At 63.9% G+C, this 23,518-nt stretch carries 19 protein-coding genes, 3 rRNA genes and 1 riboswitch; of the genes, 16 read left to right on the top strand and 6 right to left on the bottom strand.

Going from position 1 to position 23,518, the window contains the following annotated elements:
- Positions 1–103, bottom strand: a 16S ribosomal RNA gene (locus DUGA2_RS31550); the annotation flags it as partial.
- A 414-nt stretch (positions 104–517) separates the two neighbouring features.
- Between DUGA2_RS31550 and cobT the strand changes: the two genes are divergently transcribed.
- The 14 genes from cobT (at position 518) to bluB (ending at position 14,446) form a co-directional block, all read left to right on the top strand.
- Positions 518–1,552 (top strand): nicotinate-nucleotide--dimethylbenzimidazole phosphoribosyltransferase, encoded by a 1,035-nt coding sequence (gene cobT / locus DUGA2_RS31545; protein WP_070273233.1) that lies wholly within the window; start codon positions 518–520, stop codon positions 1,550–1,552.
- A gap of 5 nt (positions 1,553–1,557) precedes the next feature.
- Positions 1,558–2,340 carry an adenosylcobinamide-GDP ribazoletransferase gene (locus DUGA2_RS31540; RefSeq protein ID WP_070273232.1) on the top strand — a complete coding sequence of 261 codons (783 nt, stop codon included), beginning with the start codon at positions 1,558–1,560 and terminating at the stop codon, positions 2,338–2,340.
- Positions 2,341–2,344: 4 nt separating this feature from the next.
- On the top strand, positions 2,345–2,896 hold the full coding sequence (locus tag DUGA2_RS31535) for a histidine phosphatase family protein (RefSeq protein ID WP_070273231.1): 552 nt from the start codon (positions 2,345–2,347) through the stop codon (positions 2,894–2,896).
- A 33-nt stretch (positions 2,897–2,929) separates the two neighbouring features.
- Positions 2,930–3,162: riboswitch (cobalamin riboswitch) on the top strand.
- A gap of 100 nt (positions 3,163–3,262) precedes the next feature.
- Positions 3,263–5,122, top strand: coding sequence for a TonB-dependent receptor domain-containing protein (locus DUGA2_RS31530; RefSeq protein ID WP_070273230.1), 1,860 nt, complete (start codon positions 3,263–3,265; stop codon positions 5,120–5,122).
- Between the two features lie 77 nt (positions 5,123–5,199).
- Positions 5,200–6,222 carry an iron ABC transporter permease gene (locus DUGA2_RS31525; protein ID WP_070273229.1) on the top strand — a complete coding sequence of 341 codons (1,023 nt, stop codon included), beginning with the start codon at positions 5,200–5,202 and terminating at the stop codon, positions 6,220–6,222.
- Positions 6,222–6,995, top strand: coding sequence for an ABC transporter ATP-binding protein (locus DUGA2_RS31520; RefSeq protein ID WP_070273228.1), 774 nt, complete (start codon positions 6,222–6,224; stop codon positions 6,993–6,995). The genes DUGA2_RS31525 and DUGA2_RS31520 overlap by 1 nt, the downstream gene beginning before the upstream one ends.
- Positions 6,992–7,630 (top strand): cob(I)yrinic acid a,c-diamide adenosyltransferase, encoded by a 639-nt coding sequence (gene cobO, locus DUGA2_RS31515; protein WP_070273227.1) that lies wholly within the window; start codon positions 6,992–6,994, stop codon positions 7,628–7,630. The genes DUGA2_RS31520 and cobO overlap by 4 nt, the downstream gene beginning before the upstream one ends.
- Complete coding sequence (locus DUGA2_RS31510; protein ID WP_070273226.1) at positions 7,630–8,934, top strand: cobyrinate a,c-diamide synthase; 1,305 nt, start codon at positions 7,630–7,632, stop codon at positions 8,932–8,934. Before cobO ends, DUGA2_RS31510 begins: the two co-directional genes overlap by 1 nt.
- The gene (gene cobU / locus DUGA2_RS31505; protein ID WP_070273225.1) at positions 8,931–9,488 is read left to right on the top strand and encodes a bifunctional adenosylcobinamide kinase/adenosylcobinamide-phosphate guanylyltransferase; all 558 of its coding nucleotides are present in this window, start codon (positions 8,931–8,933) and stop codon (positions 9,486–9,488) included. The genes DUGA2_RS31510 and cobU overlap by 4 nt, the downstream gene beginning before the upstream one ends.
- A complete protein-coding gene (gene cbiB, locus DUGA2_RS31500; RefSeq protein ID WP_070273224.1) occupies positions 9,482–10,444 on the top strand; it encodes an adenosylcobinamide-phosphate synthase CbiB in 963 nt (320 codons plus the stop codon). Before cobU ends, cbiB begins: the two co-directional genes overlap by 7 nt.
- A complete protein-coding gene (cobD, locus tag DUGA2_RS31495; RefSeq protein WP_070273223.1) occupies positions 10,437–11,426 on the top strand; it encodes a threonine-phosphate decarboxylase CobD in 990 nt (329 codons plus the stop codon). Before cbiB ends, cobD begins: the two co-directional genes overlap by 8 nt.
- Positions 11,423–12,310 (top strand): cobalamin-binding protein, encoded by an 888-nt coding sequence (locus tag DUGA2_RS31490; protein WP_070273222.1) that lies wholly within the window; start codon positions 11,423–11,425, stop codon positions 12,308–12,310. Before cobD ends, DUGA2_RS31490 begins: the two co-directional genes overlap by 4 nt.
- A gap of 1 nt (position 12,311) precedes the next feature.
- The gene (locus tag DUGA2_RS31485; protein WP_070273221.1) at positions 12,312–13,778 is read left to right on the top strand and encodes a cobyric acid synthase; all 1,467 of its coding nucleotides are present in this window, start codon (positions 12,312–12,314) and stop codon (positions 13,776–13,778) included.
- Positions 13,775–14,446: a 5,6-dimethylbenzimidazole synthase gene (gene bluB, locus DUGA2_RS31480; RefSeq protein ID WP_070273220.1), complete on the top strand. Its 672-nt coding sequence runs from the start codon at positions 13,775–13,777 to the stop codon at positions 14,444–14,446. The genes DUGA2_RS31485 and bluB overlap by 4 nt, the downstream gene beginning before the upstream one ends.
- Here bluB and DUGA2_RS31475 read toward each other — a convergent pair.
- Positions 14,443–16,173, bottom strand: a complete 1,731-nt coding sequence (locus DUGA2_RS31475; RefSeq protein WP_070273219.1) for an alkaline phosphatase — start codon at positions 16,171–16,173, stop codon at positions 14,443–14,445. The genes bluB and DUGA2_RS31475 overlap by 4 nt on opposite strands.
- A 95-nt stretch (positions 16,174–16,268) precedes the next feature.
- On the opposite strand from DUGA2_RS31475, the gene DUGA2_RS31470 reads away from it, so the two are divergent.
- Positions 16,269–17,672 carry a DHA2 family efflux MFS transporter permease subunit gene (locus DUGA2_RS31470; protein ID WP_070273218.1) on the top strand — a complete coding sequence of 468 codons (1,404 nt, stop codon included), beginning with the start codon at positions 16,269–16,271 and terminating at the stop codon, positions 17,670–17,672.
- On the opposite strand, the gene DUGA2_RS31465 is transcribed toward DUGA2_RS31470, so the two are convergent.
- Positions 17,669–19,699, bottom strand: coding sequence for a PEPxxWA-CTERM sorting domain-containing protein (locus DUGA2_RS31465; RefSeq protein WP_070273217.1), 2,031 nt, complete (start codon positions 19,697–19,699; stop codon positions 17,669–17,671). The two genes, DUGA2_RS31470 and DUGA2_RS31465, sit on opposite strands and share 4 nt — an antisense overlap.
- 149 nt (positions 19,700–19,848) lie before the next feature.
- Between DUGA2_RS31465 and DUGA2_RS31460 the strand changes: the two genes are divergently transcribed.
- Entirely contained in the window at positions 19,849–20,241 is a 393-nt protein-coding gene (locus tag DUGA2_RS31460) for a hypothetical protein (protein ID WP_070273216.1), read from the top strand.
- A 30-nt stretch (positions 20,242–20,271) separates the two neighbouring features.
- On the opposite strand, the gene DUGA2_RS31455 is transcribed toward DUGA2_RS31460, so the two are convergent.
- From DUGA2_RS31455 to DUGA2_RS31445, 3 genes are all read right to left on the bottom strand, one after another.
- The gene (locus DUGA2_RS31455) at positions 20,272–22,296 is read right to left on the bottom strand and encodes an esterase-like activity of phytase family protein (protein WP_070273215.1); all 2,025 of its coding nucleotides are present in this window, start codon (positions 22,294–22,296) and stop codon (positions 20,272–20,274) included.
- A 139-nt stretch (positions 22,297–22,435) separates the two neighbouring features.
- Positions 22,436–22,548, bottom strand: a 5S ribosomal RNA gene (gene rrf / locus DUGA2_RS31450).
- A gap of 130 nt (positions 22,549–22,678) precedes the next feature.
- Positions 22,679–23,518 (bottom strand): 23S ribosomal RNA (locus DUGA2_RS31445); the annotation flags it as partial.

The following is a 23,518-nucleotide window of genomic DNA, read 5'->3' as shown; positions in this document are numbered from 1 at the left end:
CGTTCGCCACTCGCCGCCAGGTTGCCCCGCGCTGCCGTTCGACTTGCATGTGTAAGGCATGCCGCCAGCGTTCAATCTGAGCCAGGATCAAACTCTTCAGTTTAATCTCTGTTTATTTGGCATTTCTGCCACCGTCATTGCTGACGGGTCGCTCACTCAAAATACTGACAGGCCACTACTTTCGTAGCGCCTATTTCATTACTTCTTGTGAACATTTGATATTTTAAGTATCAGCAGAACTAGCCTGCTGTGCACTTTCATCAAACGTCCACACTTATCGACTGTTAATTTTTAAAGAACTTCAATTCGGTACTGCTTGCAACCGTTGACAAAGCGTTGTGTTTGTCAGTTGCGAAGAAGGAAGATTATGAAGCGTTTCGCTGTTTTCGTCAACCCTCTTTTTTCCTGCTCTTCGCTGCATTTGCATGCTGCGTTTTGCGGGGAGGCGAACTATAGCAAGAGCAGCCGCTGCTTGCAAGGGTAAAATACCGACTTCACCGATTTATAAGTCGCTCACATGTTTATTCCAACTATCCCTACTACTCATAACGAGACGCTGGCTGCCTTGCTGGACAAAGCCATCAACAATAAAACCAAGCCGCTGGGTAGCCTGGGCGTACTGGAATCGCTGGCCAAACAAATCGGCCTTATACAGAACACTCGCGAGCTCGCGATCACGCAGCCGGCCATCCTGGTGTTCGCCGCCGATCACGGCGTGGTTGCTGAAGGCATCTCCGCCTACCCGCAAGATGTGACCTGGCAGATGGTAGAGAACTTCCTCGCACGCGGTGCCGCCATCAACGTCTTCGCCACGCAGAACAACTGCGAACTGCGCGTTATCGACGCCGGCGTCAATCACGACTTCGGCCCACGCGATGGCCTGATCGACCGCAAGCTGGCCCACGGCACGCAGAACTTCGCGCAAGAACCGGCGATGAGCCGCGCCACCTGCGAGGCCGCACTGGCCGCAGGTATGGCACTGGCCGCAGACCTGAAAGGCAACGTGGTCGGCTTCGGCGAAATGGGCATCGGGAACACCACCGCCGCCGCAGCGCTGATGCACAAGCTGACCGGCATACCGGTCGCGCAATGCGTGGGCGCCGGCACAGGCCTCTCTGCCGAAGGCATTCTGCATAAGCAGCACGTGATCGAAGCGGCAGTGGCCAAACACACCGCCGCAGTGGAGCCGCTGGACGTACTGGCCACCTTCGGGGGATTGGAAATCGCCATGATGGCCGGCGCCATGCTGAAAGCGGCCGAACTACGCAAAGTGCTGCTGATCGACGGCTTCATCGTCACCAGCGCGCTGCTGGTTGCGGCACGCGTGCAACCGGCGATCCTGGATTACTGCGTCTTCGCCCACTGCTCCAACGAAAACGGCCACCTGCAGATGCTGGCCGCGCTTGGCGCGAAGCCGCTGCTGAATCTGGGCCTGCGCCTGGGCGAAGGCACCGGCTGCGCACTGGCCCTGCCGCTGCTGCATGCTTCGGTCAACTTCCTGAACCAGATGGCCACGTTCGAATCGGCCCAGGTCAGCGAGAAGTCCGAGTAAGCGCCGTGCATCAACTACGCCTGTTCTTCACCGCACTCCAGTTCTTCACCCGCCTGCCGATTCCTGGCTGGGTGGGGTTCGATGCCGCGTGGCTGAACCAGGCCTCGCGCTACTTCCCGCTGGTCGGCGTGGTGGTGGCAGCGATTGCGGCCGGCGTCTATGCGCTCGCGGCCTGGATCTTCCCCGCGCCGGTCGCCGTGCTGCTGTCGACCGCCGCCGGCATCTACGCCACCGGCGCCTTCCACGAAGACGGCTTCGCCGACATGTGCGATGGCTTTGGCGGCGGCATGACGACGGAGCGCGTATTGGAGATCATGAAGGACTCGCGCATCGGCGCCTATGGCGCCATCGGCATCATCTGCCTGCTCGGTACAAAATGCGCGACGCTGTCCATGCTGCCGCCGCTGGCTGCGATCGCCGCACTGCTCGTCGCCCACCCGCTATCGCGCCTGATGGCCTCCTCCCTGATCTGGCGCCTCGATTACGCGCGCGCCGAAGGCAAGGCTAAACCGCTGGCACAAAAGATGAGCACCATTGAATTCCTGCTAGCAGCCGTCACCGCTGCCATTCCCGCACTGGCGATGATCGCCTGCGGATGGCTGACCTGGAGCGCACTGGCGACCGGCATCGTCGCGGCCGGCATCGCCACCATCTGGCTGGCCCGCAAATTCGTCCGCCGCATCGCGGGCTACACGGGCGACTGCCTCGGCGCGGTGCAGCAACTCAGCGAAGTGGCGTTCTACCTGTGCGTACTGGCCAGCATGCACCACGGCGCCCTCCCCTGGTAACGCCGTGCAGCTGATACTGGTCCGTCATCCGCAGCCGCTGATCGCTCCTGGCGTGTGCTACGGCCGCAGCGATCTGGCGGTCGCGCCGGAACAACTGGCGCAGACACTGGCCGCGCTGACAGCCACACTGCCGCGCGGCCGCCCTATATATAGCAGCCCGCTACAACGCTGCGCCACCCTGGCTACGCAACTGGCGGCGCCGCTGCAATCCGCCCCTCCGCTATTCGACGCCCGCATCGCGGAAATCGACTTCGGCGACTGGGAGCTGCGGCCCTGGGACGATATCCCCCGCGCCGACATCGACGCTTGGGCCGCCGATCTTGTCCAATACCGTCCCGGCGGCGGCGAAAGCGTGCTGCAAATGGCCTGCCGCATCGCGGCCTTCCACGCCGACCTCCAGCGCCAGCAGCGGGATGCCATCATCATCTGTCATGCCGGCGCGATGCGTCTGCTGTCGGCCAGCCACGCAGGCCTGGCTCCCGCCGACATGGCCATGCAAGGGGCCCAAAACCCGCATCAAATCGCCTATGGCGCCACGCTGACGCTGCAAAGCTGAACCGCCGCCCCATGACCGTTGCGGCACAAACCCGTATAATGACGGGGTTTTGGTGCCCGCGCGTCTGTCCAGATGCGCAGTTAAACGGGAAACACGAAGCTCTCGGCTCACGCAGCCAAGGCCCACGTGTGCTGCCCCCGCAACGGTAAGCAAGTGTCGCAATGCATGCGCGACAAACCACCTCTGACAACCACTGTGCTCCGCATGGGAAGGTGAGGCGGTTTAACTTGCCAGCCCGGATACCGGCCAAATCAGGTGGAAGCGAACGAACTGGATGAGCGCAACAGGCGATTCCCGGTTCTCCGCTTCTGTTCAATCTGGCCCACGGGGACGTCGGCCGGTTGCTATTAACAGAAAAACTACATCATGACCCTTCGTATCTCCCGTCCAGCGGCCCTGACGTCGCTGGCGCTGGCAATGGCCGCCTCCTATGCCCACGCCGAACCGACCGCCGGCACCGTGCTCGTCACCGCAACCCGCCACCCGCAGGCGCTGGCCGACGTGATCAGCGACAGCGTGACCATCAGCCCCGAACAGATCGCCGAATCCGGCGCCGGCTCCATCGTCGACCTGCTGCAACGCCAGCGCGGCATCGAGATCGCCCGCACCGGCGGCGCCGGCACCAACTCCACCGTGTTTATCCGCGGCGCCAACAGCAACCAGAATATCGTGCTGGTCGACGGCGTGCGTATCGGCTCGTCCACCACCGGCGCCGCCAACTGGAGCGCCATTCCGCTGACCGCCGTCGATCATATCGAAATCATCTACGGCCCACTGAGCTCCCTTTATGGCGCGGACGCCATCGGCGGCGTGATCCAGATCTTCACCAAGAAGGGCAAGGGCGCACCGGCGTTGACCGCCTTCGCCGGCTACGGCACCGACAACACCCGCGAAGCCGACGCTTCGATCTCCGGCGCCACCGGCGGTGAACACAGCATCAGCTACGCGATCAGCGCCGGCAAGGAAAAATCGGACGGCTTCTCGGCCACCCGCCCAGCCATCGGCAAAGCCTACAACGCCGACAAGGACGGCTACGACCACGAAAGCGCAGCAGCCCAATTCGGCCTGCGCCTGGCCGAAGGCCACGAAGTCGGCGCGCTGCTCCTGCACAGCAAGCTCGAATCCCAGTACGACAACGGCGCTGCCGCCTTCGATGTGCGCTCGAATGCAAAACTCGAAAACGCCGCCATCTACAGCAAGAACCAGATCCTGCCGATCTGGCAAAGCCTGGTGCAGTACTCGCAGACCAAGGACGAAGGCGCCACCTACAGCAGCCCCCTGGCTTCCGGCTATTCCCAGATCAACACCAAGCAGACCGACTTCACCTGGCAGAATGATGTGCAGGTCGGCGCCGACGTGCTGCAACTGCTGTACAGCCACCGTAAAGAAGAAGTCGAGACCAACGGCTTCAAACTGGATAACCCGCAGCGCACCACCAACTCCTTCGCGGCTTCGTACAACGCCCGCCGTGGCGACAACCTGTTCACCGCCAGCGCGCGCCGCGACAAATCGATGTACGGCGCGAAGACCACCGGCTCCCTCGGCTATGGCTACAACTTCACGCAGGCGCTGCGCGCCACCGCCAGCTATGGCACCAGCTTCCGCGCACCGACCTACAATGAGCTGTACTACCCGTCCTACGGCAATCCACGCAACAAGCCGGAGCTGGGCAAGAACGCCGAAATCGGTCTGCGCTACGACAGCGGCGCCACCGCACTCAGCGCCAGCTACTATCGCAATCGCCTGACCGACCTGCTGGTCAACACCAACCCGTGCCCGTTCGGCTCCGCCGGCTACACCAGCGGTTGCGCCTACAACGTCAACCACGCCCTGCTTGAAGGCTTGACGCTGTCCGCGAGCCAGCAACTGGGCCGCTTCAACCTCGCCGCCAACGTCGACCTGCAAGACCCGAAGGACGAAACCAGCGGCAAGCGCCTGCAACGTCGCGCCAAAAAACACGGCAACCTGCTGGCCGACTACAGCGCCGGCGCCTGGAAGGCCGGCGTGGAGCTCCAGCTGTCCGGCGACCGCTATGACGATGCAGCCAACAATAACCGCCTGGGCGGCTATGGCCTGGTCAACCTGTACGCGACCTATCACTTCAACCGTGACTGGTCGGCGCTGGTCCGCTGGAACAACATCAACGACAAACAGTACGACCTGGCGCGCAACTACGCCACGCCAATGTCCAAGCTGTTCGCCGGCATCCGCTACGGCTACAAATAAGCAGTAATGGTGTAACCTGCCGGGCGTGGAGCGCATCCGCCGCGCGCCCGGCAGCCTCTCTTTTTTGAAAGCAGTGCATGCATTCTTTCTCCCGCAACCTGCGACAGCGCGCCGCCATCACCCTGATCGGGTTGGTGCTGTTCGCGTTTGCCAGCCTCATTTTCTCGGGCATGACCGGTTCGGTCTCGATTCCCCTCTCTGACATTCCCGCAGCAATCGGTGAACTGCTGCATGGCCAGACCCAAACCCTGGCATCGACCCTGCTCGACCTGCGCCTGAGCCGCGCGCTGACCGCCTTCGTCACCGGCTCGGCCCTGTCGCTGGCGGGGGTGATGATGCAGGCGCTGCTGCGCAACCCATTGGCCGATCCCTATGTGCTTGGCATTTCCGCCGGCGCCTCGGTCGGCGCGCTGGCAGCGCTGCTGTTCGGCTGCGCCATCTGGATGGTCGACGCCTCGGCCTTCGCCGGCGCGGTCGCCGTCTCGATGATGTTGTATCTGCTGGCCCGGCGCGACCTGCGCGGCGGCGCGGCGGCCGACGGCGGCACCGCCCTGCTGCTGCTGACCGGCGTGATCCTGTCTTCCGCCTGCATGGCGCTGGTGACGCTGATGCTGTCCATCGCCCCGGAAAGCCGCTTGCGCAGCATGGTGTTCTGGATGATCGGCGACCTGGCCGGCGCACCAATGCGCGCGCTGCCATGGATAGTGCTAGCAGGCGCCCTGGTATTCGCACTGCGCAGCGCCCGCTCCATGAACGTGATGGCGCTGCACGCCGAAGCTGCAGCCACGCTGGGCATCCGCGTCGGCGCGCTGCGCAAGGGCCTGTTCTTCGTTTCCGGCCTGCTGACCGCCAGCGCCGTCACCAGCGCGGGCAGCGTCGGCTTCGTCGGCCTGATCGTACCGCATGCCTGCCGCTTCGCCGTCGGCCCGGACCACCGCGTGCTGATACCGGCGGCGGCGCTGGCCGGCGGCAGCTTCCTGCTGCTGGCCGACACGCTGGCCCGCACCATCATCGCGCCGCAACAGCTGCCGGTGGGTGTCGTCACGGCGCTGATCGGCGCCCCGGTCTTCCTGTATCAACTTCACCGGCTGCGCAAATAATGATAGGCACTCACAATCTCTCATTAAAAATCGGCCGCCGCCAGCTGATCGCGGATCTGAACTGGCATGTGCGCGAAGGCGAATGCTGGAGCGTCATCGGCCGCAACGGCGCCGGCAAGAGCACCCTGTTGAAGACCCTGGCCGGCTTGCGTGATCCCGACAGCGGCTATGTCACCATCCAGAACCGCGCCCTGCCCGACTGGCCGCTGCCCGAGCTGGCACGCCAGCGCGCCTTCCTGGCGCAAAGCCGCAGCGATGCCTTCGCCTACAGCGTCATCGAAACCGTGCTGTCGGCGCGCCACCCGTATCACGACAACCGTTATTGGGAAGGCAGCGACGACCACGCCATCGCGTTGAAATCGCTGGAAGCGATGGAAGTGGCCGACCTGGCCGAGCGCGACCTGCGCACCTTGTCCGGCGGCGAACGCCAGCGCGTGGCCATCGCCGCCATGCTGGCGCAGGATACGCCGCTGCTGCTGCTCGACGAACCGGCCAATGCGCTGGACCTGGCGCACCAGGTCAGCGTTATGAGCCTGCTGGCGCGCTTGTGCCGCGAGCAGGGCAAGACCGCCATCATGATCGGCCACGATTTGACGCTGGCGCACAGCGTCTCCACCCACGCGCTGCTGCTGATGGGCGACGGCCGCTGGCTGGCCGGCACCACGGCGGAAGTGATGCGGGCCGAGATCCTCAGCGATTATCTCGGCCATCCGATCGACATCCTCCAGCACGGCAAGCGCAGCATCTTCATCCCATCCGAGGACATTGCATGAACCAACAGAATACCGGCGACATCGACGAACAAACCGCAGCACTGAACGAGCGCCACCGCGTACGCATGGAGCGAAAGAAGGCCATCATCGACGCCAAGATCGCCTCCGCCGACAAGCAGATCGGCATCATCATCGTCAACACCGGCAACGGCAAGGGCAAAAGCTCCAGCGGCTTCGGCATGGTGATACGCGCCATGGGCCACGGCATGAAGGTCGGTGTGGTGCAGTTCATCAAAGGCGCGATGCAGACCGGCGAAGAGCTGTTCCTGCGCCGCTTCCCCGAAGAAGTCAGCTTCCACTCGATGGGCGAAGGCTATACCTGGGAAACCCAGAACCGCGAACGCGATATCGAAAAAGCGCAGTTGGCCTGGGAACAGGCCAAGCGCTTCCTGGCCGATCCGGAGATCGGCCTGGTGGTGTTCGATGAACTGAATATCGCCCTCAAGTACCGCTACCTGGACGTGGAGACCGTCATCAACGACCTGCTGGCCCGTCCGGCGATGCAGCACGTCGTCATCACCGGACGCGGCGCGCCGCCGGAGTTGATCGCCATCGCCGATACCGTCACCGAAATGGAAGTCGTCAAGCACGCCTTCAAGGCCGGCATCGGCGCACAGGCCGGGACCGAGTGGTAATGGCGACGCACATCGAAGTCAAAGCCCTGCTGGTGGCCGCCGTCTCCTCGGGCCAGGGCAAGACCACCGTCACCGCCGCGCTGGCGCGCAAACTGGCACGCCAGGGCAAACGGGTGCGCGTATTCAAATGCGGCCCGGACTTCATCGACCCGATGCTGCTGGAGCGCGCCAGCGGTGCGCCCGTGCGCTCGCTGGACTTGTGGATGGTCGGCCATGACCTGTGCCGCCGCCAACTGGCGCAAGCCGCCGCCGAAGCGGACGTGATACTGATCGAAGGCGTGATGGGACTGTATGACGGCACGCCGTCGTCCGCCGACCTGTCGCGCGAATTCGGCGTGCCTGTGATGGCGGTGATCGACGCCGGCGCCATGGCGCAAACCGCCGGCGCGCTGGTGCACGGCCTGCGCGACTACGGCCCGGTGGAGATGGCGGGCGTGATCGCCAACCGCGTCGCCAGCGAGAACCACGCAAAAATGGTGGCGGCCTCGCTGCGCGATATTCCACTGTTTGCGACCTTGCCGCGCCAGGCGAAATCGCTGCCCGAACGGCACCTCGGCCTGGTACTGCCGGGCGAAATCGGCGACATCGACCAACTGCTCGACAATCTGGCGGACCAGTTGATGTTCGACGAGGCGGCCTGGGAACGCCTGCGCCCCGTGCGCATCGAGGTGCCGCCGGCCACAGAACCGCAGCCGCCGCTGCTGGCCGGGCAGACCATCGCCGTGGCCCGCGACCCGGCCTTCATGTTCATCTACCCGGCCAACCTGGACACTTTGCGCCAACTCGGCGCGACGCTGACCTTCTTCTCGCCGCTGGCCGACCAACCGGTGCCGACGGAAGCGACCGCCGTGTACCTGCCGGGCGGTTATCCCGAACTGCACGCTGAAGCGCTGTCGCAGGCGTCCACATGGCAGGCGTCGATCCGCGCCGCGCATGCAGCCGGAACGCCCATCGTCGCCGAATGCGGCGGCATGATGGCGCTGGCCGATACGCTGGCCGACCAGGCCGGCGCGGTATGGGCGATGGCCGGCCTGCTGCCCGGGGCTGTGGCGATGCAGGCCCGCCTGGCCGGCCTAGGCTCGCAGGGGCTGACGACGGCGCAGGGCGTCCTGCGCGGACACACGTTCCATTACTCCAAACTGGAGACAACAGTGGAGCCTGCGGCGTACACTATCAAACATCCATCCGCCGTACAGGGTGAAGCCTGGTACCGCGTAGGATCTCTGGCAGCTTCGTATTTTCACGCCTATTTTCCATCAAATCCGGCGGCCGTCGCCGCCCTGTTTTCAAGGAGCGCAGCATGACACGTACACTGGTTCTGGGCGGCGCACGCTCAGGTAAAAGCGGATACGCCGATCGCCTGGCCATCGAATCGGGCAAGGAAGTCGTCTACATCGCCACCGCCACCGCAGGCGACGCCGAAATGGCCGCCCGTATCGAACATCACCGCGCCGGCCGGCCCAGCGAATGGATCACTGTCGAAGAGCCGCTTGCCCTGGGCAACCAGCTGCTGCGCTGGTCCTCGCCGGACCGCCTGATCCTGGTCGACTGCCTGACGCTGTGGCTCAGCAACCTGCTGTTCAGCGGCGGCGAGGAGTATCCGGAGGTCGGCGAGATCGCGCTGCCGGCCCTGTTCCACGAACAGCAGGACATGCTGGTCAGCGCGCTGGCCAAGTGCACCAGCGACATCGTGCTGGTATCGAACGAAGTCGGCATGGGCATCATGCCGTTCGGCGCCATCTCGCGCTGCTTCATGGACGAACAGGGGCGACTGAACCAGGCCATGGCAGCCATATGCGACCGCGCGGTCTTCGTCGCCGCCGGGCTGCCGCTGGTGTTAAAAGGATCTTCGTGCTGACAGGTTTGAGCTTTGGCGTCATCGCCTTGCTGATGGTCGCCGGCGTTCTGCTCGACCTGGCGCTGGGCGAAGCGCGGCGCTGGCACCCTCTGGTCGGCTTCGGCAACCTGGCGATGGCGCTGGAACGGCGCCTCAACTGCGGGGGCCTGCGCTTCTGGCGCGGGGCGCTTGCCTGGGCGCTGGCGGTACTGCCGCTGACCGCCGCCGCCACACTGCTAGTTGTGGGGATCAATGCCGCCCAGCCCTGGATCTGGATCACACACGCCGTTATGCTGTACTTCTGCCTCGGCCTGCGCAGCCTGCGCGACCACAACCTGCCCATCGCCGACGCGCTGGCGCAAAGCGATCTTCCCAATGCCCGCCTGCTGACCGCCCGCATCGTCAGCCGCGATACCGCCAGCGCCAGCGAAATAGAACTGACCAAGGCCAGCGCCGAATCCCTGCTTGAAAACGGCAACGACGCCGTCTTCGGTACGCTGTTCTGGTTCATCGTCGCCGGCGGCCCCGGCGCGGTACTGTTCCGCATGGCGAACACGCTGGATGCGATGTGGGGCTACCGCACCACGCGCCTGCTGCAATTCGGCTGCACCGCCGCCCGCATCGACGATGCGCTCAACTACATTCCGGCACGCCTGACCGCGCTGTCCTACGTGCTGCTGGCGCCCGGACTCCAGGGCAAGCTGCGCGCCTGGCAGTGCTGGCGCACACAGGCCCCGGCCTGGAGCAGCCCGAATGCAGGGCCGGTGATGTCGAGCGGCGCCGGCGCGCTCGGCGTGCAGCTGGGCGGCGCCGCCATCTACGACGGCGAAATCGAACACCGCCCGCCACTCGGCGAAGGCCTGCCGGCCACCGGCGCCGACATCAGCCGCGCATGGCGCCTGGTCGCGCGCACCACGATGCTGTGGCTGGCCGTCGCCTGCGCCGTCGCGGCATGGATGGAGATGGTCCATGCTTGAACACGGAGGCAATCTGCGCGACGCCGCGCTGCGCTTCGGCCGCGACGACTGGCTGGACCTGTCCGCCGGCCTCAATCCCCACTGGTATCCCGCGCCCGCACTGCCTGGCAACGCGTGGCACCGTCTGCCGGAACCAGATCCCGAACTGGCGCTGGCCGCTTCCGCCTACTACGGCGCACCGTTGATGCTGCCGGTCGCCGGCACCCAGGCCGCCATCCAGGCCCTGCCCCGCTTGCGCAAACCGTCGCGCGTCACCGTCGCCGCGCCATCCTATGCCGAACACGCGCACCACTGGAGCGGCCACGGACACACGCTGACCCAGACGCCATATGACGCGCTGGACGCAGCGGTCGCCGACAGCGACGTCCTCGTCGTCTGCAACCCCAACAACCCGACCGGCGCCAGCATCCCCGCCGCCCAGCTCCTGCAATGGGCGGGGCAACTGGCGGCGCGCGGCGGCTGGCTGGTGGTCGACGAAGCCTTCGGTGACACGGCGCAGCACAACAGCGTCGCCGCGCACAGCGGGCAGCCTGGCCTGATCGTCCTGCGCTCGGTCGGAAAATTCTTCGGACTGGCCGGCATCCGGCTCGGCTTTGTGGCGGCCCATGCGGACCTGCTGCGCGAGCTGGCCGACCTGCTGGGCCCATGGGCCGTCAGCGGCCCGGCGCAGCACATCGCCCTGGCCGCCCTGCGCGACCAGCCATGGCAGCAAAACACACTGCAGCAACTGCTCGCCGGCGGCCAACGCCTGCAACAGCTGCTGGCGGCGCACGGCATCCGCGCCACCGGCACAGCGCTGTTTCAATGGTGGAGCGAAGACCGCGCCGAAGCCTTCTGGCAGCACCTGGCGGAACGCGGCATATGGGTGCGCCTGTTCAAGCAGGCCGCGCGCGGCATCCGCCTCGGCCTGCCGCCCGACGAAGCGGGATGGCAGCGCCTGGAATCGGCATTGAAAGAATGGATCAACAAGGAACCAATATGAACAAACCGACGATCAAACTGCTGGCGAGCCTGACGATGCTGGCCATGGCGGCAAGCGCCCATGCCGCCATCACGGTGCGCGACGACGACGGCAACGTCGTCACACTGCAAAAGCCCGCGCAGCGCATCATCGCCATGGCGCCGCACGTGACCGAGCTGCTGTACGCGGCCGGCGGCGGCGACAAGATCGTCGGCGCAGTGACCTACAGCGACTACCCGGAAGCGGCAAAGAAACTGCCGCGCGTCGGCGACAACCGCCAGGTCGACATGGAACGCGTGATCGCCATGAAGCCAGACCTGATCGTCATCTGGATGCACGGCGCCTCCGAACGCCAGATCGAAACGCTGCGCCAGCTGAATATCCCGATGTTCCACAGCGAGCCGACTAAACTGGACGGCATCGCCGACAACGTGCTGCGCCTCGGCCAGCTGATGGGCACCGAGGCCGTCGCGCAGCCTGCCGCCGCCGAGATCCGCCAGAAGTTCGCCGCGCTGGCCAAGCAATACGGCAACCGTCCGCCGGTGCGGATGTTCTACCAGGTGTGGGACAAGCCGCTCTACACTTTGAACGGCACCTCCATCGTCAGCGACGCCATGCGTCTGTGCGGCGGCGTCAACATCTTCGCCGACCTGAAAGTGACGGCGCCGGTGGTCAGCAACGAAGCGGTGCTGCAGGCCGATCCCGAGGCGATCTTCGGCACCAGCGAAAAGAACTACGGTGGCGTGGGTCTGTGGAAGCCTTACACGACGATGAAAGCGGTCCGCAACGACAACCTGTTCACACTCGACGGCGAACTGCTGAACCGCGCCGGCCCCCGCATGGTCGCCGGCACCACCGCCATGTGCGAAAAACTGGAACTGGCGCGACAGCACCGCAAGAACTGATATGAACTTCCCTTATTCGACCCTGATGGTTCAGGGCACCACCTCCGATGCGGGCAAGAGCACCGTCGTTGCAGCCCTGTGCCGGCTGCTGAAGCGCCGGGGCGTGCGCGTCGCGCCGTTCAAGCCGCAGAACATGGCGCTCAACAGCGCCGTCACGGCGGACGGCGGCGAGATCGGCCGCGCCCAGGCGCTGCAAGCCATCGCCGCCGGCGTGGCGCCGCATACCGACATGAACCCGGTGCTGCTCAAGCCATCGAGCGACATCGGCGCCCAGGTCATCATCCACGGCAAGGTGCGCGCCGAGATGAATGCGCGCGACTATCACCAATACAAAACCGTGGCGATGCAGGCCGTGCTGGAATCGCACGAACGCCTGCTGGCGCAGTACGACAGCGTGGTGGTCGAAGGCGCGGGCAGCCCGGCGGAAATCAATCTGCGCGACCGCGACATCGCCAACATGGGCTTCGCCGAAAAGGTCGACTGCCCGGTGATACTGGTGGCGGACATCGACCGTGGAGGCGTGTTCGCGCACATCGTCGGCACGCTGTCCTGCCTGTCGGAGAGCGAACGCGCACGCACCATCGGCTTCGTCATCAACCGCTTCCGGGGCGATATCAAACTGCTGGAGCCAGGCCTGGAATGGCTGGAACAGCAGACCGGCAAGCCGGTACTGGCAGTGCTGCCCTACCTGCACGGTCTGTTCCTCGATGCCGAAGACGCCGTCCAGCCGGTGCAAGCCTCGCGCGGCGCATTCCGCGTGGTGGTCCCCAGCCTGCCGCGCATGAGCAACCACACCGATTTCGACGCCCTGCGCGCCCACCCGGACGTCGACCTTCGCTTCGTGCGCCAGGGCGAGCCGATACCTGCAGCCGACCTGATCATCCTCCCGGGCAGCAAGAACACGCGTGGCGATCTGGATTGGCTGCGCGCCCAGGGCTGGCCGGAGCAGATCGCCCGCCACCTGCGCTACGGCGGCAAGGTGATCGGCGTCTGCGGCGGCTTCCAGATGCTGGGCCACAGCGTGACCGATCCGTTGGGCATGGAGGGCAAGGCCGGCACCTCGCCGGCGCTCGGCCTGCTCGACATGAGCACCGAAATGACCGCCGACAAACGGCTGGTGCAGGTACAGGGTGTGTGCGCCTTCGATGCGGACCAGGCCAGTGTCAGCGGCTACGAAATCCATATGGGCACCTCGACCGGCGGCGCGCTCGATACCCCGGCCTTCATCATCGATGGCCGCCCCGAAGGCGCGCGTTCGGCCGATGGACAGATCCTCGGCACTTACCTGCACGGCCTGTTCGACACGCCGCAAGCCAGCAGCGCTCTGCTGCGCTGGGCCGGCCTGCAAACTGAAAACACCGTGGACACCAGCGCACTGCGCGAGGCCAGCCTGGATCGCATCGCCGACGCCACCCAGCCGCTGCTGGATGCGCTGCTGGCATTGCATGAAAAGGCTCCATCCGCATGAGCACAGTCGTCAATCCGCACGCCTTCGCGCAGGCTGAAATCGAAGGCGTCTACCGCGCTATCCGCGAACGGCGCGATGTCCGCCACTTCAAGCCTGGTCCGCTGGTACCGGGACAGCTGGAGCGCTTCATCGCGGCTGCCCACAACGGCCCAAGCGTCGGCCTGATGCAGCCATGGCGCTTCATTCGCATCGCCAATCCCGCGCTGCGCACGCAGATACACCGGCACGTGAACGAAGAGCGCATCAGGACCGCTGAAGCACTGGGAAAACGCGCCGAAGAATTCATGCAGCTCAAGGTGGAAGGCATACTGGCCTGCGCCGAAGTACTGGTGGTGGGCCTGATCGACAAGCGCGACCAATATGTGTTCGGCCGCCGCACCATGCCGGAGATGGATTTGGCTTCCGCCTCCTGCGCACTGCAGAACTTCTGGCTGGCGGCACGCGCGGAAGGCGTAGGTGCGGGCTGGGTGTCGATGTTCGATCCGCAGCAGCTGCGCGACATCTGCGGCATGCCAGACGGTAGCCAGCCGATCGCCGTGTTGTGCGTCGGCCATGTGCATGAGTTCTACACCGCGCCCATGCTGGAACTGGAAAAATGGGACCAGCGCCGGCCGCTGTCGGACATCATGTTCGAGGACAGCTGGGACAATCCCGCCGTCATCGCCTAAACGCTACTGCATTCCTCGATACGGCGGTTGCCCGGCCCCGCCAAGGTGCGCAGGCTGCGCTCCGTCGCCGCCGTGAACTCGTGCTTGAAAACGGTATCGACAAACCGCCAGTCGCAGCGCACCTGCTCGTGGCTGGCGGTGACGATCATGTAACCGCGCTTGCTGGTCTGCGCGTAGTACAACGGCTCGATCAGATCCACCATCATGCTCGCCACATCCTCGGGATCGCGGTCCGGATAAGCGCCCTCCATCCCCGGCGACGACACCGACGCCGTCGCAAACTCCACGCCAACCTGCTGGCCTTGCGCGTCATGCAGGTCGCTGGCCCAGGCATTGTGCGTATCGCCTGCCAGTACCACCATGTTCTTGCGGTGCCGCTGCATCATGGCGAACACCAGCTCACGGTCGTTCTGATAACCGTCCCACGAATCCATATAGCAGGGCAGCGTCGGCGCGGACAGCCAGCGCTGTTCACGCTTGCTGACGCAGGAGGGATCGGCGGCGGCACGCTTCTTCAACGCCGAATAATCGGTGCAATTGCATTCGCCCATGGCGACGGCGGTCGGATACTCCATGCGCGCCATCAGCACCTGCTGGCCCAGCATCTGCCAGCGCGCATTAGAGCCACTCACCTGACGCTCCAGCCATGCCATCTGCTCGGCGCCCATCATCTGCCGGCGCGGCGAGCAGACGTCGTGCTTGTACTTCTCCACATTAAAGCGCTTGTGCTCATCGTAGTAGGACGACATCATCAGCTGCTGGTCGCGGCCGATCAGGCGCGTATCGAGCATGTGCAGCGACACCACACCACCGAAGTCGAACGAGCGATAGATTTTTTCAGGCGATGCCGGATCTGGGGCGCGGATCGGCATCCACTCGTGATAAGCCGTCATAGCCGCCACCTTGCGCAGCGTGAAGGGGCCGTACTCGGTGGCCTTGTGCTCGGCCGAACCGTCGCGCCAGGTATCGTCGGCGAATTCGTGATCGTCCCACACGGCGATGAAGGGCATCGCCGCATGCACCGCCTGCAAATCGGGATCGGTACGATACTGAGCGTAGCGACGGCGGTAATCGTCCAGCCGCAGCAGCAGTTCGCGCGGCTCCGATACGCGCCCCAGCGCCTCCGCGTTGCCACAGGCGTAGCCGGTGCTTTCGTATTCGTAGATGTAGTCGCCGATATGCAGCGCGGCGTCGATGTCGTCCTGGCGCGCGGCGTCGGCGTAGACGTTGAAGTAACCGGACGGATAATTCGAGCAGGAGAACACCGCCAGCCGCACCTGGCGCACATCTCCGCGCGGCAGCGTCTTGGTGCGTCCGACGGTCGACTTCACCGTATCGACGGCGAACTGGTAGTAGTACACATGGCCCGGCAGCAGTCCGGCGGCGTCCACCTTGACGGTGTAGTCCTTCTGCGCCGATGTGGTCACGCTGCCGTTGGCGACCACCATCTGCATCGCAGGATCGGTGGCCATCTGCCAGCGGACGGCAACGTCGCCGCTTTCATCGCTGCGGCGTGGCGTCACGCGGGTCCACAGTATCACACGGTCGCCGAGCGGATCGCCGCTGGCCACACCATGATCGAAACCGATCGCAGCGCCGTCGGCGATGCTGGCCGCCGTGCTGCTGCAACCGCTCAGGCCAGCACCTGCGCCAACACCCAGCAAGGCAGTGGCGCCCATCTGCCGGATAAATCCACGACGACCTGGGAACAGCGACTTAGCGTCCATATCAACTCCATCGGCCATTTCGATGTGCGCCAACTTACGCCCGATTAATGACGGCCTTATGACCTTCCTGTGGCTTTTGTGTGACAATCGGCTGTATGAATACCACCGCCGCCAAGAGCTACCTTCCATGGGTGGTTGCTACCGCCCTGTTCATGGAGCAGCTGGACTCCACCATCGTCAACACTGCGATTCCCAGCATGGCGGCCAGCCTGCAAGTGACTCCCCTCAGCCTGAAGGCCGTCGTCACCAGCTACATCCTCAGCCTGGCCGTGTCGATCCCGATCAGTGGCTGGATGGCGGACCGCTTCGGGACACGCCGCGTTTTCATGAGCGCGGTGGCGATATTCACGGTGGCGTCGGTGCTGTGCGGCCTGTCGGTCAATTCGCCGATGCTGGTGGCGGCCCGGCTGTTGCAGGGCTTGGGCGCGGCAATGATGATGCCGGTCGGCCGCCTGACCATCGTGCGCACCTTCCCAAAATCCGAACTGCTGGCGGCGATGAACTTCGTGATCATTCCCGCGCTGATCGGCCCCCTGCTCGGCCCCACCGTCGGCGGCTTGATCGTGCACTGGCTGACATGGCGCGATATCTTCTTCGTCAACGTGCCGGTCGGCGTGGTGGCGATCTTCCTGGCGCACCGCTACATGCCGGACTATCGCGGCGACGGCGAGCGGCCGCTGGATCTGGTCGGCCTGGTCTTGTTCGGAACCGGCGTGGCGCTGCTGTCATGGCTGCTGGAGGTTTTCGGCGAACACCAGATCGACGTCACGTCCGCAGCGGTGCTGCTGTTCATCGCCTGCAGCCTGCTCGCCGCCTACGTATGGCATGCCAGGGATGCGGCCTTCCCCTTGCTGCAACTGGCGTTGTTCAAGATCCGCACCTTCCGCGTATCCGTGGTCGGCGGCTTCATCACGCGCATCGGCATCGGCGGCCTGCCGTTCCTGCTGCCACTGCTGTATCAACTGGGATTGGGTTTGCCGGCCTGGCAATCGGGTCTGCTGATGATGCCATCCGCCGCTGCCGCCATGGGTATGAAGTTCATTTCAGTGCGCGTGCTGGGCCGCTTCGGCTATCGCCAGGTCCTCACCGTCAACACGGTGCTGATCGGCCTGACCATCAGCATGTACTCGTTCGTCCAGCAGGGAACTCCGCTGTATCTGATCGTGATGATCAGCCTGTGCCTGGGCTTCTTCAATTCGCTGCAATTCTCCGCCATGAACAGCATCGCCTACGCCGACGTGGAGAGCGCCGATTCCAGCATGGCCAGCACCATGGCCAGTTCGATGCAGCAGCTGTCGATGAGTTTCGGCCTGGCCACCGGCTCGCTGATCACCGGCTGGTTCCTCGGCGACCTGCCGCAATCGAATCGCGTGGCGCTCACCGGCGCCCTGCATCACGCCTTCCTGACGCTGGCGGTGCTCACCATCCTGTCCTCGTTGACCTTCTGGTCCTTGCGCGAACAGGATGGCGAGAGCATCAGCAAAGGCAGCGCCGCTTAACTGACTTGCCTGCGACGGCGTGCCATCGCGCCCACCATGCCCAGGCCGGCCAACAGCATCGCATAGCTGGCGGGCTCCGGCACGGCCATCGCGTTCGTGTACGCGCCGTCGAAACGATAGCGTACCGCCAGGCCGTTGATGCTGGTGGCGCCAACCAGTTGCAGGAAGCCTGCATCGCCGGTCACGTCGCCCAGCAGACGGAAGGCGTAGGCGCCCGACGCGGCCTCGGTGAACGACAGCGTCTTGCCGTTGACGATGGCGCCCAAGCCATTGAAAGTAAGCGACGAACCGCCCAGCTGCACCGACGAGCTATCCGTCAGCGACAGGCTGGCAAAGGTCTGTCCGTTCGCGCCACCGGCGCCGGCCAGCTGCAGCTTACCGCCGTTCAGCACCAGCGCGCTATCGGCCGACAGGCGGTTCGCGCCCTCCAAGGTCAGCACGCCGCTGCTGATCTGCGTGGCGCCGCTGTAGGTGCTCGCGCCCGACAGAACCACTGCGCCGCTCTTGATCTCGACATTGCTGAAATTCGAGATCGAGCCTGCATACGAGAAGCTATTGCCCGCGCCCGGATTGACGACCATGGTATTGCTGCCGCCGCTGCCGCCATTGATGCTGCCGGCGATGCTGCCGCCGGTGATGGTCAGGCTGTTTTTCCCGCTGCCCATCTCAATCGCCTTGCCGCTGCTGGCGCCGTTGACGATGCCCGCATTGACGATCACCGTGTTGTCCGCACCGGTCTTGATAGCGGCGTTGACGATGCCGCCGCCCTGGATGGTGGCGCCGGCGTTGTTGTTGATGGTGACGACGTACCCGCTGGCCGCGCCCACGGCGACGATGGCCGAGTCGCTCTGGCCGCGTATCAAGCCACCCTGCTGGTTGGTGATGGTGGCATTGCCATACAGGCCTTCGCGCGTGCCGGCCGGTGCGCCGCTGATGTCGTTGCCGGCCAGCGTGATGCCGCGTCCGACGGCGTTGGTATTCCCTGCCGCGACCAGTCCCTCAATGGTGCCGGAGTTGACGATCACGCCGCCGCCGACGCTCAGGCCTTCGCTGTATGCCAGGCCGTCGGCGGGCGCGCTGAAGGCGTTGGCCGAGCGGATGATGCCGGTGTTGGTGACGTTGGCGATGCCGTCGATATCCAGGCCGTCGCCGTCGCCCGTCACACCGGTGCCGATGATGGTGCCGTGATTGACGATGGTGGCGATCTGCTTGCCATTAACGCCGTCCAGGTTGAAGCCCGAGCCATTGCTGCCCCGGATAACGCCGCCCGCCGCGTTGGTGATGCTCATGATGAAGGACTGCGATCCATCCTTCTGGCCGCCGGTGATGCCGTGGCGGCCGCCGTCGATCAAACCGGTCGCGCCGTTGAGGATGACCGCGCCGCTGTTATTCTGCGCATCGATGCCATCGCTGCCGCTGCCGGTGCTGGTGGTCGAGACGATGGAGCCGTAGTTGTTCACCACGCCGCCCACACCGGTCCGCACCGAGTCCGCCTCCTTCGCCTGCAGCAGGCCATAGTTGTTTACGATGTTCGCGCCGGAGGCGATGGCGGCAAAGTCCACCACCTGCGAACCGCCAGCACTGGCGTTATCCGAGATCATCGAGCCGTAGTTGGTCAGCGTGACACTGGCATTGGCCTTGTTCATCTGGATCACGTCGCCATCGGCGGCCAGCATCTTCGCGGCCTTGTTGGCGGCGCTGCCGTTGATGATGACCAGGCCGGTGACGCCGGTGTTATCGCGGACCACGCGGCCGTTGCCGGTCTGGCTGATCAGGCCCTGGTTATCCAGCGTCGCGTTCTTGCCGGTGATGGTGACAGCCACCGCGCCGCCTCCGACCGTCAGCGATCCGGTCGTGGTGATGGTGCCGGTCTGGTTCTTGTCCAGCGTTTGCGCATCGGTGTTGGCGTTGCCCAGCGTACCGGGGAAGACGATCACCGGACTGGCTGCGGAAGCGCTCAGCGGCAAGGCCGCAGCCAGCAGCAAGAATTGAATGGCGGAGTGAGGTTTCAACAGCGCGAACGGCATGGTTTGTCCCGGATATTGTGTGAGCAAACCTTCAATATCCCATAAATTTATGACATGCCCGTGACGTTGTGGCGCGCTTGCACGGCGCCTGTGCGACGTGCGCGCAAGCTGCTATGCTGCCGCGCTGCTTTTCAAATCGGGAGACACCTATGCACAACATAACCGGCCGCACGACGGCGCTCGCCACGGCCATCATCGCGGTGGCGCTGAGTTTCATCGCCTATCAGGGAACGCACGGCCAGCAGGGGCCAACGACGCAAACGCCATATCAGGCGGTGGCGCTGATCAACGGCCAGATGTTCTACGGTCGCCTGGAACCCGCCGACGGCGACTACCTGACGCTGCGGGATGTGTTCTACATCCAGGGCCGGCAGAATCCCGAGACGAAGGCCATCACCAGTGTGCTGATCAAGCGTGGCGGCGAAGCCCACAACCCGGACCGCATGCTGCTCAACCGTCAGCAGGTGCTGCTGATCGAACCGGTGAAGACCGATTCGCAAATCGCCAAACTGATCGCCGAGCAGAACGCCGTCGCGAAGTAAAAAAGGCGGGCCGCCTGGCCCGCCTCTTCATCAAAACGCCGTCAGCGCCTTGGTGAATTTGATCAGCCACAGACGGCTTGGACGCTCGCGGTCCTCGCCGCGCGCAACGCGGATCGTGTTCGCGGCATTGCAGCCCGCCGCAGTGCTGGTGATGATGGCGCCAGCCGCATCGACATTGCACTTGGTGACATCCGCATCATCCACCGCCACGCCGGCTGCGGTGAACACTTTGGTCTTCATGCCGAAGTCGTTATCGTTGGCCAGTGCCAGCGTATTGCCGTCGACGATGGTCAGGCCTTCCGCTTTTTCCGCCATCCAGCCGATTGCGTTCAGGTCCAGCAGCAGGGTTTTCTTCAGCGTCGTCACTGCTTTCCAGTCGGCGCCGTTGATGGCAGTGCCGCTCATGCTGCTCTTCTCCAGGTCAGACGTCTTGACGTTGTAGGCCGAGCCGGCGATATCGGTCGCCGCGCCTATCTCCACCAGCATCAACTTGTTGAACACTTTGCCGTTCGGCGCAGCGCCCTGCTCGATCACGATGAACTTGCCGTTGCCCAGTGCGACAAGGTCGCCCAGCTTGGCGTTGCCGGTACGGCCGTCCTGATAATCGGCGGCGTCCAGTGGGTACGCGTACATCTTGCCCGAGGTGCCCGTGGTGGGATCGAACTCCACCCAACGCGTGAAACGCGCGTAGCGTTCGATCGCCTCGCTCTTGCCCGTCACCGAATAGGTCGCGCTGCCGTCGGTGAGTGGACTTTGCAGGAAGCCGTGCAACTTGTCGGTGCTGGTGTCCAGCGTCAGACCTTCCATGCCGCGGTTGGCGCGGCGCTTCAGGAAGATGTCCGGCAGGCCGCTGCCCGGCGCGTACTTGTTGAGGATGATGCCGGTGGCCGGATCGAGCTTGATGATGAACGGGCCGTATTCGTCGGAGATCCACAGCACGTTGCGCTTCTTGTCGACCACGATGGCTTCGGTATCCAGGCCGCCGGCGTTGAAGGTGGCCTTGCTGGTGGCATCGTACTTCAGGGCATCCATCACCGGCAGCTCGGCGGAGTTGCCAACCGCACCCGGTGCGACCGGCAGGCCGGAAGCGTTGACCGTGGCGGAGACTTTGATCGGTGTCGACGACGTCAGCACCGCGCCGGATTTGCCGACGGCGATCACGCCGAACGACGGCGTAAAGCTCGGCGATGGGAAGATCTTGGCGCCGGAGACACCGCCGCCGCTCAGCGACGGCAGGTTAGGACCGTCGCCGTTCGGGCCGCGGTCGGTCAGGCCGTAGAACTCCAGATCGCCATTGGCGTTGGTGCCCTTGAAGGCCAGCGACGATCCGTAGGATGGCAGGAAGCCCAAAGGGAAGTCCTCTTTAACCTTTGCGTTGCTGCCTTCGTACGGTACGTAGTAGCTGGCCGCAGCTTGGATCTGGTAGCGCGTGACGTTGACGGCGACTGCGCCCAGTGGCGTGTTCTGCGTGAATGACTCGACAACGGGCGTACCGATCTTGGAGGCCAGCGTATCTTCGAAGTGTTCGCGCACCAGCGCGCGGCGGCTGTCGTCGATTGTGCGGGCGGCGTATTTGGCGCCGGCCGTGGTCAGGTTGGCGCTCATCGCGGTGTTGAAGGCGGCGGCATCCATGGTGAAGTCTGCGCTCTTGGCGGCCAACGCGGTTTTCACGTCGGCGGCGATCTTGATGCCGTTCGATGGATCGCTGTCTTCGTCCAGCAATTGCAGCGCCAGCAGGCGGTTGACGACCTTGCTGTCCTTGACGTCGGTGACACCGGCCAGCTGCAACGGCGTGATGGTGGCGGCACATGGCGCGCTGCCCAATGCCACGCCGCCGATGCTGAAGCTGACGGTATCGCCGGCATAGCAGGTGAACTCTCCCTTGGCCGAGGTGCTGGCTTTCGCGGCAGTGCCGGCGACGTAGTCCAGGTTCTCCACCGCGCCGTCCAGGAAGACGCCGGTGGTCGGCGTTTTAGCTGGCGCCGCGTTGTCGCTACCGCCGCAGCCTGCCAGGACGGAAAACACCGCGAGCGATATCAGGGAAAAGTTTTTCATGCTTAACGAGCCTCGATTGAAAAAAAGGCGAGTTTAGCGGCGCTACGTGACGCGCTCATGACAGACGCAAAAAACCCCCACCTGCACTGAACGCGATCTTGAGCGCGTTCTGGCTGGTGGGGGTTTTTCTATATAACTAGCCTGACGATAACCTACTTTCACACTGGTTGCAGCACTATCATCGGCGCAGAGTTGTTTCACGGTCCTGTTCGGGATGGGAAGGGGTGGGACCAACTTGCTATGGTCATCAGGCATTGACTTGTACGAGCGACGCTTTCAGCGGCGCTCCGAATCTGGAGAAGTAAGTAAATGGGGTAATGAAGTTGTTGTATCAACGAACGTTCCAACGTACTTCTTATTCACCATAACCTGCTAAGGTTATAGGGACAAGCCGTACGGGCAATTAGTATCAGTTAGCTTAATGCATTACTGCACTTCCACACCTGACCTATCAACGTCCTGGTCTCGAACGACCCTTCAAAGAGCTCAAGGCTCTGGGAAATCTCATCTTAAGGCAAGTTTCCCGCTTAGATGCTTTCAGCGGTTATCTCTTCCAGACTTAGCTACCCGGCAATGCCACTGGCGTGACAACCGGTACACCAGAGGTCTGTCCACTCCGGTCCTCTCGTACTAGGAGCAGCCCCCTTCAAATTTCCAACGCCCACGGCAGATAGGGACCAAACTGTCTCACGACGTTTTAAACCCAGCTCACGTACCACTTTAAATGGCGAACAGCCATACCCTTGGGACCGGCTACAGCCCCAGGATGTGATGAGCCGACATCGAGGTGCCAAACTCCCCCGTCGATATGAACTCTTGGGAGGAATCAGCCTGTTATCCCCAGAGTACCTTTTATCCGTTGAGCGATGGCCCTTCCATACAGAACCACCGGATCACTATGTCCTACTTTCGTACCTGCTCGACTTGTCAGTCTCGCAGTTAAGCACGCTTATGCCATTGCACTATTAGCACGATGTCCGACCGTACCTAGCGTACCTTCGAACTCCTCCGTTACACTTTAGGAGGAGACCGCCCCAGTCAAACTGCCTACCATGCACTGTCCCCGACCCGGATAACGGGCCAAGGTTAGAACCTCAAATGAACCAGGGTGGTATTTCAAGGATGGCTCCACGAGAACTGGCGTCCCCGCTTCAAAGCCTCCCACCTATCCTACACAGATTGATTCAAAGTCCAATGCAAAGCTACAGTAAAGGTTCATGGG

The organism is Duganella sp. HH101 (genome assembly GCF_001758795.1).
In the GTDB taxonomy this organism is placed as follows: Bacteria; Pseudomonadota; Gammaproteobacteria; order Burkholderiales; family Burkholderiaceae_D; genus Rugamonas; species Rugamonas rivuli.
The sequence above is the reverse complement of the archived record's forward strand: the minus strand, read 5'-3'. Positions and strand labels throughout refer to the sequence as shown.

Bases quoted from the DNA above. Each gene is read 5' to 3' on its own strand.
- DUGA2_RS31455 (WP_070273215.1), bottom strand. From the start codon at position 22,296: ATGAAAAACTTTTCCCTGATATCGCTCGCGGTGTTTTCCGTCCTGGCA.
- DUGA2_RS31490 (WP_070273222.1), top strand. From the start codon at position 11,423: ATGAACAAACCGACGATCAAACTGCTGGCGAGCCTGACGATGCTGGCC.
- cobU (WP_070273225.1), top strand. From the start codon at position 8,931: ATGACACGTACACTGGTTCTGGGCGGCGCACGCTCAGGTAAAAGCGGA.
- cobD (WP_070273223.1), top strand. From the start codon at position 10,437: ATGCTTGAACACGGAGGCAATCTGCGCGACGCCGCGCTGCGCTTCGGC.
- DUGA2_RS31465 (WP_070273217.1), bottom strand. From the start codon at position 19,699: ATGCCGTTCGCGCTGTTGAAACCTCACTCCGCCATTCAATTCTTGCTG.
- DUGA2_RS31485 (WP_070273221.1), top strand. From the start codon at position 12,312: ATGAACTTCCCTTATTCGACCCTGATGGTTCAGGGCACCACCTCCGAT.
- DUGA2_RS31460 (WP_070273216.1), top strand. From the start codon at position 19,849: ATGCACAACATAACCGGCCGCACGACGGCGCTCGCCACGGCCATCATC.
- bluB (WP_070273220.1), top strand. From the start codon at position 13,775: ATGAGCACAGTCGTCAATCCGCACGCCTTCGCGCAGGCTGAAATCGAA.
- DUGA2_RS31525 (WP_070273229.1), top strand. From the start codon at position 5,200: ATGCATTCTTTCTCCCGCAACCTGCGACAGCGCGCCGCCATCACCCTG.
- DUGA2_RS31470 (WP_070273218.1), top strand. From the start codon at position 16,269: ATGAATACCACCGCCGCCAAGAGCTACCTTCCATGGGTGGTTGCTACC.
- cobO (WP_070273227.1), top strand. From the start codon at position 6,992: ATGAACCAACAGAATACCGGCGACATCGACGAACAAACCGCAGCACTG.
- DUGA2_RS31530 (WP_070273230.1), top strand. From the start codon at position 3,263: ATGACCCTTCGTATCTCCCGTCCAGCGGCCCTGACGTCGCTGGCGCTG.
- DUGA2_RS31520 (WP_070273228.1), top strand. From the start codon at position 6,222: ATGATAGGCACTCACAATCTCTCATTAAAAATCGGCCGCCGCCAGCTG.
- DUGA2_RS31510 (WP_070273226.1), top strand. From the start codon at position 7,630: ATGGCGACGCACATCGAAGTCAAAGCCCTGCTGGTGGCCGCCGTCTCC.
- cobT (WP_070273233.1), top strand. From the start codon at position 518: ATGTTTATTCCAACTATCCCTACTACTCATAACGAGACGCTGGCTGCC.
- DUGA2_RS31475 (WP_070273219.1), bottom strand. From the start codon at position 16,173: ATGGACGCTAAGTCGCTGTTCCCAGGTCGTCGTGGATTTATCCGGCAG.